The following is a 9,401-nucleotide window of genomic DNA, read 5'->3' on the forward strand; positions in this document are numbered from 1 at the left end:
GCCTGCTCCGGCGTGGAGATGCCGAAGCCGACGGCGACCGGGACGGGCGAGACCGCTCGGACCGCCGCGACCTCGCGCGCCAGGCCGGACGCCAACTCCTGCTGCGTGCCCGTCACGCCCGTGCGGGAGACGTAGTAGAGGAACCCGCGCGCCGCCGCGGCGATCAGCGCCACGCGCTCCGGCCGCGTGGTCGGCGCGACCAGGCGGATCAGGTCCAGCGGCGAGTCCGCGAACCTGCGCTCGATCGTCGCGTCCGAGCCCACGGGGAGGTCGGTGACCAGCACGCCCTGCGCGCCCGCGGCCTCCGCGTCGCGCAGGAAGGCCTGCAGGCCGTGGCGGAGGATGGGATTGAGGTAGGTGAAGAGGACCACCGGCGTGTCGTGCTCCCGCCGGAAGTCCGCCAGCGCCTCCAGCGTCCACGCCAGGTCGGCCCCGCCCTCGATGGCCTCGTACGACGAGCGCTGGATCGTGGGCCCGTCCGCCAGCGGGTCGCTGAAGGGCACGCCCAGCTCGATCACGTCCGCGCCCTCCTCGGCCAGCATGCGCAGGACGGCGGGCGTGGCGTCGCGGCCCGGGTGGCCGGCGGTGACGTAGGGGACGAGCGCGGCGCGGCCCGCGGCGGCGCAGGCGGCGAACACGCCCGCCAGCCCGGCCGCGCGGTCAGACGAAGTATTCACCGACATTGATTCCGTACCGCTCGGGGTCCGTGGTCTTGATGATGGAGCGGCGCGGCTTGCCCGTCTCCGCGTCGGTCTCGGACAGGTCCAGCGTGCGCGGGGGCGACACGGGGATGCCCATCGAGTCGTAGATCACCTTCACCACCGGCTGGTGCAGGCGGTCGGGCCGCTGGTTGCTCGCGACCACCACCGCCAGCTCGAAGCTGTCGAGGATGACCACGCTGCCCACCGGGTAGATGCCCGTCATGCTGATGAACGCCTTCACCACCAGCGGGTCGAAGCCGCGGCCGGGGTTGTCGCGCATCTCCCGCAGCACCTTGTCCGGCGGCCACGGCTGCGACTGGTAGCTGCGCTTCGTCGTCGCCGCGTCGAACCCGTCGGCGACCGCTACGATGCGCGAGAAGAGCGTGGTGGCGCGGGGACGGACGGAGCGGGGGTAGCCCGTCTGGTCGATCTTCATGTGGTGCTCGTACGCCATCAGCATCGCCCGCAGCGGCAGCTCCGAGAAGCCGCGCATGCCGAACATCGCCAGCACGCCCTCGGTGGGGTGCTCCTGCATCTGGCGGGCTTCCTCGGCGGTGAGGGGGCCGGCCTTGTTCACCACCTCGTACGGCATCTTGATCTTGCCCACGTCGTGCAGCAGCGCGCCCAGGCCCAGCTCGTACAGCTGGTGCTTGTCGAAGCCCAGCTTCTTGCCCAGGGCCACGCTGAAGATGCAGACGTTGACGCAGTGCGTGAACGTGTACTCGTCGTAGTCGCGCAGCGTGGTGAGGCCCACGATGGACGTCTCGTTGGTGAGCACCTGGTCCACGATGGACTGTACCGCGCGCTTCACCGGCCGCAGGCTCATCCCCTTGCCGATGCGCATGCCCGTCATCACCTCGCGCGCCACGGCGACGGACTGCGCGTACGTGCGCTTCGCCATCCGCCGCGCGTCGTCGTCGTCCGGCGGCAGCTCGCTCTCGCGCGCGGGCGAGACGGCGACGTGGAGCACGGCGCTGCGCTCCAGCCGCTCCGCGAACACGCCGAACGGGTCGTCGCCCGAAGGCTCGCCCAGCAGCAGGGAGAGGAACGCCGTCCACTCCGCCCGCTGCGCGCCGCGGAAGACGTCGAACTGGCCCACGCCGTGGCGCTGGAGCGCGCGGCCCACGGCGCCGAACGTGGCGTAGCTAGCCAGGTCGATGCGCAGGCGCAGGTCGTTGATGAAGAAGAAGTCGCCCACGTAGCGGATCGACACCTCCTCCTCCATGTCCAGCAGCCCGCCCACCACCGCGTCCAGCTCGGCCAGCGCGTTGCCCACCGCCTGGTTCTCCAGCGGATAGAGCTGGAGCGCACGCAACGCGGCGGACATGGCGAAGAGCAGCTCGCGGGCGCGGCGCTGGAGCCCGCGCTCGTCGCTCGTGGCGATGCCGGAGGGCCGCGCCTGCGCGTCCGTCGAAGCCGATGCCGGAGTCGTCTCGCTCACGTCTTCACCGCTCGCAGGGCCCGGCCGACGGCGCTGCGGACGACGGGATCGGGATCGGCCGCGGCGGCCTGGAGCGCCTTCTCGGCCGCGGGGACTTGGATGCGGCCCAGGCCGAGTGCCGCGCACGCCCGCATCTCCCCCGTCTCCCGCCGCCCCAGCCAGCTCTTGCCGTTCAGCACGCGGTCCAGGATCGCCACCCCGTCCGCGCCCGCCAGCCCTCCGTACGCCTCGAAGAAGGCGATGCGCTCCGTCAGGTCCGCCTCGCGCAGGCGCTTGGACTCGATGGCGGCCTCCAGCTTCGCGCGCGCCGGGGCGTAGCGCAGGGACGCCAGCGCCCGCGCCGCGGCCACGCGCACCTCGCGGTCCGCATCGTCGAGCGCACCTTCCAGCGCGCCGGACGCGCTGGGCGAGCGCAGCTCCTGGAGCGCTTCCACCGCGACGAGGCGGAGGCCGGCTTCAGGGCGCTGGAGCAGACGCGCCACCTCCGGCGCCGCGGTGACCACCCGCAACCGGCCGACGAGGCGGGCGGCACCGGAGACGGTGGATGCGTCCGCGTCGGCCAGCAGGCGGACGAGGTGCTCCTGGTGCGCGGCGCCCAGCCTCTCCGCCGCGCCCAGCACGGAGCGGCGGACGGCGGGCGACGCGGCGGCCTCGCCCGCGTGGAGGAGCGGACCCAGCGCCTCCGGCGGGAAGAAGCCGAAGAGGCGGCCCAGCGCCTCTTCCGAGACGCTGTCGCCCGCTTCCTCGACCACGCGCACCAGCTCGGCGACGGTCTCGGGCCGCGCGAGCTGGTCGAACAGCGCGCGCAGGCCGCGGATCACGGGCGGCGCCAGCACGGTGCCGCCCGTGGCTACGCCGACGAGCTCGCCGAGCACGTACGACGCGCTCTCCAGCTTCCCCGCGCCCAGCAGCGTGGGCAGGATGTCGGAGAGGATGGAGACGAGCTGCGCCTGCCGCTGCGCCGCGCCGTCCTGCAGCCGGTCGAAGAGGGCGTTGAGGAGCTGCGTCCACAGGTCGCGCTCCATCTCCAGCTTCAGCTCGGCCGTGAGGCGGCGCATCTCGCCCTCGTCCAGGAAGTACAGCGTCTCCTGGAAGTCCTCGCGCGACACGGACGAGACGAGGTCCGGCTCCTCCGCGGGCGGGGGCGCCTTGGGCGGCGGGGCGCCGGACGATACGGGGACCTGCACGCCCTCGTTGAGCGGGTCCACGTACTTGTAGCGGAAGTACAGCCAGTCGTGCTCCCACAGCAGCGTGAGCAGGTCTTCCTCGTCCTGCCGCAGCCGGTGGATGCGGGCCAGCAGCTCCAGGAAGGCGCCCAGCTCCTCGGCCTCGAAGCCGGGGTGGAAGCTCAGCTCGCGCACGCCGTCCTTGTACAGCAGGAACGCCAGGTCCTCGCCCCGCTCCTCGGCGTGGTAGACCGACGCGCCCTCCCACAGCAGGTCGTGCTCGTCCACGCGGATGGTGACCTCGTCGGAGCGGTCCCACAGCGAGGCCATCTTGCCGCGCAGCGTGTCCACGAAGCGCTCCAGCGCCGGCCCGCTTCCCTCGTACAGCAGGTGCGTGCGCAGCGCCTTGGAGAAGCCGCGCACCACCTCCTGCACGTCCAGGCGCACCGGCTCCCGTTCGGGGTCGGTTTCGGCTTGGTCGAGGGTGTGGACGGCGAAGTCGGTCATGAAGCGCGGAGGGATGGGCGGGCCGGGTGGCGCCAAGATGCGGGCCGAAGCCCGCCGTAGCAAGGTTTGCGAGCGTGCGCGGCCCCCGAGGGCGCGCCGCCTGGCGGTCGCGCGCGAGACGCCCTTCCGCACGGACGGGCGGTAAACGTGCGTTCCGGCCCGCTTCCGAAAAACCGCACGATCACGCCGGCGAGGACTCCATCCACCGAGCCCTCATCACCCGCGGATGGGTCGTCCACGCACCGTCCGAATCGATGCATCGGCACCAGGTTTCACATCCCTCGCGCCGCGCATCGGCCGGCGAACGGTGGGACCGGCGGCGGGATTACGGTGGATGCGCAGCGGGCCGGTCGCCGGGCTGGAGATGCGCATCCGCCGATGTGCGAAAGGGCGCGAACCGTCCGCCGCTGCGCATCTCCCGAATTCCCCGCCGTTCATCCACCGAATCCCGACGCGCCCTTCACGTCCGTCCGGATGCAGCGAACGGATCGGACGGGAGTCTCGGATGATGGATAGACGGCCGCTTGCCGCACATCGTCACTCGCCCCCTTAACTGCTACATCCCGCCGGTCATCTCCGCAACCTGCGAGACGTCCTTGTCGCCCCGGCCGCTCAGGCACACGACCACCGGGCCGGCGTCGCGCCACTGGGCGCCCTCGCGCAGCACGTAAGCGATCGCGTGGGCGCTCTCCAGCGCGGGGATGATGCCTTCCAGCCGCGCAAGACGGCCGAACGCGTCCAGCGCCTCGGCGTCCGTCACCGCGACGTAGCGTGCGCGGCCCGAGTCCTTGAGCGCGGAGTGCTCCGGCCCCACGCCGGGATAGTCCAGCCCGGCCGAGACGGAGTGCGCCGGGGCGACCTGACCCGCATCGTCCTGGAGGAGATACGAGAGACAGCCGTGCAGCACGCCGGGTTTGCCCATGGTGAGCGTCGCCGCGTGCCGGGTCGTATGGACGCCCTCGCCCGCGGCCTCGACGCCCACGAGCGCCGTCTCCGCGTCGTCCACGAACGGGTGGAAGATGCCGATGGCGTTCGACCCGCCGCCCACGCAGGCGACCACGGCGGCGGGAAGCCGGCCCTCGGCCTCCAGCACCTGCTCGCGCGCCTCGCGCCCGATCACGCTCTGGAAGTCGCGCACCATGCGCGGGTACGGATCGGGGCCGACGACCGAGCCGATGATGTAGTGCGTGTCGCCCACGTTGGTGACCCAGTCGCGGATCGCCTCGTTGGTCGCATCCTTGAGCGTGCGCGTGCCGCTGGACACCGGCCGCACCTCGGCGCCCAGGAGGCGCATGCGGTAGACGTTGAGCGCCTGCCGGCGGATGTCCTCCTCGCCCATGTACACGATACAGCCCAGCCCGAACAGCGCGCACGCCGTGGCGGTCGCGACGCCGTGCTGGCCCGCGCCCGTCTCGGCGATGATGCGGCGCTTGCCCATGCGGCGCGCGAGCAGCACCTGGCCCAGCGAGTTGTTGATCTTGTGCGCGCCGGTGTGGTTCAGGTCCTCGCGCTTCAGGTACACGCGCGCGCCGCCCGACGCCTCGCCCAGGCGGTCGGCGCGGTACAGCGGGGTGGGACGGCCCACGTAGTTGCGCCACAGCACGCCCAGCTCGTCCCAGAACGCCTCGTCGGCCGCGGCGGCGGCGTACACGTCCACCAGCTCGTCGAGCGCGGTGATCAGCGTCTCGGGCACGAAGCGCCCGCCGTACTCGCCGAAGCGCCCGCCCAGCTCGTCCGCCAGGCTCCGCGCGCCGGGTGCCGCATCCATCAGGGAAGACATCACGCTCACCGCTGTTCGGTTGATGAGAGGGACCGCACCGCCGCCACGAAGGCGCGCACGGCCCCGGCGTCCTTCACGCCCGGCGCGGACTCCACGCCCGAGCTCACGTCCACCACGTCGGGCCGCAGAAGCCCGGCCGCTTCGGCCACGTTCTCCGCCCGCATCCCGCCCGCCGCCACCAGCTGCACGCCTTGGGGAAGGAGATGGCGGTGCGGCGCGACCTCCGCCCAAGGGAACTTGGCCCCGGTGCCGCCGTGCGCCCGGGCGCTCCAGCCGTCGAGGAGGATGGCATCCACGGAAGATGCGTATCGCCCCACGTTGTCCGCGAAATCCTCGCCGCTCCGGGGCCGCAGCGCCTTCCACACGGTGAGGCCCGCGCGGCGGAGCGCGTCCGCCGTCTCCGGCGTCTCGTCTCCGTGCAGCTGGACCACGTGGAGCGCCGCATCCTCCGCCGCCCGCAGCACTTCCGCTTCGGACGAACCGACGAAGACGCCGACCCGGAGGACGCCCAGGCCGGCGAGCAGGTCACGCGCGGCGGCGGCGGAGACGGTCCGCTTGCCGCCGGGGGCGAGGATCACGCCCAGGAAGTCCGCGCCCGCCGCGGCAGCCGTCTCCGCGTCCTCGCGCCGGGTGATTCCGCAAACCTTGACCCGCGGGGATTCGCCTTGCGTCAACCGCCGCGCGCTCCGTCGTGCTTGGGGCGCCCCACCAGCGCCGCGGCCGCGGCGCGCAGGTCGTCTTGCCGCATCAGCGACTCGCCCACGAGCACTGCATCTACCCCGCCCGCCCCCAGCCGGTCCACGTCCGCCGCCGTCCGGATGCCGCTCTCCGCCACGAGCGTCACCTCCGCCGGAACGCTCGCGCCGATGCGCAGCGACAGCGCCAGGTCGGTCGTGAAGGTGTCGAGGTCGCGGTTGTTCACGCCCACCAGGCGGGCCCCGGCGCCAAGCGCGCGCTCCAGCTCCTCGTCGTCATGCACCTCCACCAGCACGTCCATTTCCAGCTCGGCCGCCAGCGCATGGAGCTCGCGCAATGACGCGTCTTCGAGGATGCGGACGATGAGCAGCACGGCGTCGGCCCCCGCGGCGCGCGCCTCGTGCACCTGCACGGGATCGACGATGAAGTCCTTGCGGATGACGGGCAGCGGCACGGCCGCGCGCACCTCGCGCAATGCGTCCAGGCTGCCGCCGAAGAACTCGCGGTCGGTGAGAACGGACACGGCCGCGGCGCCCGCGCTCTCGTACGCGCGTGCGACCGCGGCCGGATTGGCCCCTGCCCTGATCTCTCCGGCGGAGGGAGAGCGGCGCTTCACCTCGGCGAGGAGGCGCACTTCGCCCGCGCGGCGCAAAGCCGCCGCAAAGCCGCGGGCCGGTCCCGCATCTTTCGCCGCTGCAACGAGTTCCGCGGTTCGCGGCAGAATCTCTTGCACCTCCGAATGTTTCTTTTCGACGATCCGGGAGAGGATTCCGGGGGTCAAGCTCATCTATTCCTTGCGCTTCGGTTTGCGTTCGGGTACATTGTTCGGTGCCTGTTCGGAAGCAACCTCAGCGCAATTTCCGGAGACCACATGGCTCTGACCAAGAAGCAGAGACAGATTCTCGACTACGTGGAAAGCTTCGTGGATTCGTACGGCTATTCGCCGAGCTACGAAGAGATCGCCCAGAACTTCGGGTACAACTCGCTCGCCACCGTGCACGAGCACCTGAGTAATCTGGAGACGAAGGGCTTCCTGCGGAAGAACTACAACAAGAGCCGCTCGCTCGAGGTGGTCCGCGCCGAGGTGGGGGCGCTGGCCGTGGAGCTTCCGCTGCTGGGCGTGGTCGCCGCCGGCCTCCCGCTCGAGGCGGTGCCGCAGGAAGAGACCATCTCGGTCCCGCACGACATGGTGCGGCGCGGCAACAACTACGTCCTGCGCGTGCGCGGCGACTCCATGGTCGACGAGCAGATCCGCGACGGCGACTACATCATCGTCAACTCGCGCGAGACGGCCGAGAACGGCGAGATGGTGGTCGCGCTGGTGGGCGGCGAGTCGGCCACGGTGAAGAAGTTCTATCGCGAGCCCGGCGGCAAGATCCGCCTGCAGCCCGCCAACGAGAGCATGCAGCCCATGTACTTCCCCGCCAGCGAGGTGCAGGTGCAGGGGATCGTGGTGGGCGTGATCCGTAAATACTAGCCGCGCGGCGCGGGCCTTCGGGCACGCGCCGCGTCCGTACGTCTTCCGCACTCCCGGAGAGCCGCAATGAAGAACGTCAGCTCCGCCGTCCCGTTCGTGGTAGGCCGAATCGCCAAGGACGGCCGCCGCATGATGGTGCTGGAGCCCGCCACCCCGCCGCCCATCCCGGGCCCGTGGGACCTGCGCGCAGTGTTCGCCGCGGCGTAACGACTCGTCTTCGGCCGAGCCGCTGACGACGACACGCCGCGGTTCACGCCGGCCGATTCGCATCGGGAGTGGCGAAGGGCAGCGGATGATCATCGCATCCGGCACGCCTGGCGGGTGAACCCGCGGCTACAACGGCACGAAGGCCACCGGCGTGGCCTGCTGCCGGGAGATGGGTGCGCGTGGATGCCGAGGCGCGGCTGTGATGAACGGCGGCGGGTCGGGAGATGCGCGGCGTGATCGATGCGCGCTGCGCCGGGAGGGTGGCGACCTGGCCGGCGAGGGGCGGATGCACGGACGACGGTCGATCTGGCCGAAGGTCGCGGCGTTTCGGGAGATGTGCAGCGGGCCGGGCGCAGGGTGCGTCCGGCCCGCTCGAGTTCTACCGCCGGCAGCTACTGGCCGCCACTCGTCGGCTCGCTCCGCGAGGCGCCCGCCTGCTGGGCGCGCTGCTGGACGCCCGTCTCGAAGGCGGGGTCTTCCGGGTGGCTGACGATGCTGTGGCGGTCCGTGGAGCCCGCCTGCTGCGCATCGCCGCCCGAGCCGCCGTTTCCGCCCGTTCCTTCGCCGCTGTTGCCCGATTTGTCGGCCATCCGCACCTCCCGCGTGTGAGGAGTGAAGCGGCGGGTCCATCCGCGGCCCGCCCGCTCCCGCACCACGACGCATCTACCCGGCCACGCGTTCTACGACGCCGGCCGAAGCGCGCGGCGCGGTTCGGCCGGACGAGGTCGTGAATGCCCCCAGACTGCGGGCTGGCGTCAGCTAGGCCGTCTGCGAGGCTTCGCGGAGAGCGCGGAGCTTCTCCCACCCGGCGCCCGCGTCGAGCGCGGCTTCGGCGGCGTGGATGCCCTCCACGAGCGAGGGGGCGAGGCCAGCGACGTAGATGGCGGCGCCCGCGTTGAGGACGGTCGCCGCGCGTGCGCCGCCGCCCACGCGCCCGCGCAGGACGTCCACCACCTTCCGGGCGTTGTCGTCGCGCTCGCCGCCTGCGAGATCCTCCGCCGGGAACTCAGGCCAGCCCAGCGCCTCGCGCGGATCGAAGCGGCCTTCGGTGATCTCGCCGCCTTGCAGCTCCAGGATGCGCGTGGGGCCCAGCGGGCTGATCTCGTCCATCCCCGGCTCGCCGTGCAGCACCAGCGCGCGCTCGTGCCCCAGCTCGCGCAGGGCGCCCGCGATCAGCTCCAGCAGCGCGGGGTCGGACACGCCCACGACCTGGCGGCGGGCGCCGGCGGGGTTGGTGACGGGGCCCAGGACGTTCATGATGGTGGGCATCCCCAGCTCGCGGCGGATGGGACCCACGTGGCGCATGGCGGGATGGTGCAGCGGCGCGAACATGAAGACGATGCCGCACTCCTCCAGCACGCGCGCCTCCCGCTCGGGCGACAGCTCCAGGCGCACGCCCAGCGCCTCCAGCACGTCGGCGGCACCC

The 9,401-nt window shown here is 72.1% G+C and carries 10 protein-coding genes; 2 read left to right on the forward strand and 8 right to left on the reverse strand.

Translation table 11 applies throughout. The features are described 5' to 3' along the window. The 6 genes from trpA to trpC all read right to left on the reverse strand — a co-directional run. Window positions 1-677: tryptophan synthase subunit alpha (gene trpA, locus VFE05_07515; GenBank protein ID HET6229898.1), on the reverse strand; the 677-nt coding region annotated here is incomplete at its 3' end. Further along, complete coding sequence (locus VFE05_07520) at window positions 661-2,142, reverse strand: HD-GYP domain-containing protein (GenBank protein ID HET6229899.1); 1,482 nt, start codon at window positions 2,140-2,142, stop codon at window positions 661-663. The genes VFE05_07520 and trpA, both read right to left, overlap by 17 nt. Beyond that, complete coding sequence (locus tag VFE05_07525; protein ID HET6229900.1) at window positions 2,139-3,815, reverse strand: HEAT repeat domain-containing protein; 1,677 nt, start codon at window positions 3,813-3,815, stop codon at window positions 2,139-2,141. Before VFE05_07525 ends, VFE05_07520 begins: the two co-directional genes overlap by 4 nt. 556 nt (window positions 3,816-4,371) lie before the next feature. After that, complete coding sequence (gene trpB, locus VFE05_07530) at window positions 4,372-5,595, reverse strand: tryptophan synthase subunit beta (protein HET6229901.1); 1,224 nt, start codon at window positions 5,593-5,595, stop codon at window positions 4,372-4,374. 5 nt (window positions 5,596-5,600) lie between these two features. After that, complete coding sequence (locus VFE05_07535) at window positions 5,601-6,269, reverse strand: phosphoribosylanthranilate isomerase (protein ID HET6229902.1); 669 nt, start codon at window positions 6,267-6,269, stop codon at window positions 5,601-5,603. Beyond that, window positions 6,266-7,078: an indole-3-glycerol phosphate synthase TrpC gene (gene trpC, locus VFE05_07540; protein HET6229903.1), complete on the reverse strand. Its 813-nt coding sequence runs from the start codon at window positions 7,076-7,078 to the stop codon at window positions 6,266-6,268. The genes VFE05_07535 and trpC overlap by 4 nt, the downstream gene beginning before the upstream one ends. An 84-nt stretch (window positions 7,079-7,162) precedes the next feature. On the opposite strand from trpC, the gene lexA reads away from it, so the two are divergent. After that, window positions 7,163-7,768, forward strand: coding sequence for a transcriptional repressor LexA (lexA, locus tag VFE05_07545; GenBank protein ID HET6229904.1), 606 nt, complete (start codon window positions 7,163-7,165; stop codon window positions 7,766-7,768). Window positions 7,769-7,834: 66 nt separating this feature from the next. Then, window positions 7,835-7,975 (forward strand): hypothetical protein, encoded by a 141-nt coding sequence (locus VFE05_07550; protein ID HET6229905.1) that lies wholly within the window; start codon window positions 7,835-7,837, stop codon window positions 7,973-7,975. A gap of 392 nt (window positions 7,976-8,367) precedes the next feature. Here VFE05_07550 and VFE05_07555 read toward each other — a convergent pair whose 3' ends face one another. Together VFE05_07555 and trpD are read right to left on the reverse strand one after the other, a co-directional pair. Then, window positions 8,368-8,565, reverse strand: coding sequence for a hypothetical protein (locus tag VFE05_07555; protein HET6229906.1), 198 nt, complete (start codon window positions 8,563-8,565; stop codon window positions 8,368-8,370). A 169-nt stretch (window positions 8,566-8,734) separates the two neighbouring features. Further along, window positions 8,735-9,401 (reverse strand): anthranilate phosphoribosyltransferase (gene trpD / locus VFE05_07560; protein ID HET6229907.1); only part of this gene is annotated, 667 nt, incomplete at its 5' end.

It is taken from the genome of Longimicrobiaceae bacterium (assembly GCA_035696245.1).
Lineage (GTDB): Bacteria > Gemmatimonadota > Gemmatimonadetes > Longimicrobiales > Longimicrobiaceae > DASRQW01.

What these genes read in the sequence shown, in the direction of transcription:
- VFE05_07550 (HET6229905.1), top strand. Translation starts at nt 7,835, where the DNA reads ATGAAGAACGTCAGCTCCGCCGTCCCGTTCGTGGTAGGCCGAATCGCC.
- trpB (HET6229901.1), bottom strand. Translation starts at nt 5,595, where the DNA reads ATGTCTTCCCTGATGGATGCGGCACCCGGCGCGCGGAGCCTGGCGGAC.
- VFE05_07525 (HET6229900.1), bottom strand. Translation starts at nt 3,815, where the DNA reads ATGACCGACTTCGCCGTCCACACCCTCGACCAAGCCGAAACCGACCCC.
- trpC (HET6229903.1), bottom strand. Translation starts at nt 7,078, where the DNA reads ATGAGCTTGACCCCCGGAATCCTCTCCCGGATCGTCGAAAAGAAACAT.
- lexA (HET6229904.1), top strand. Translation starts at nt 7,163, where the DNA reads ATGGCTCTGACCAAGAAGCAGAGACAGATTCTCGACTACGTGGAAAGC.
- VFE05_07555 (HET6229906.1), bottom strand. Translation starts at nt 8,565, where the DNA reads ATGGCCGACAAATCGGGCAACAGCGGCGAAGGAACGGGCGGAAACGGC.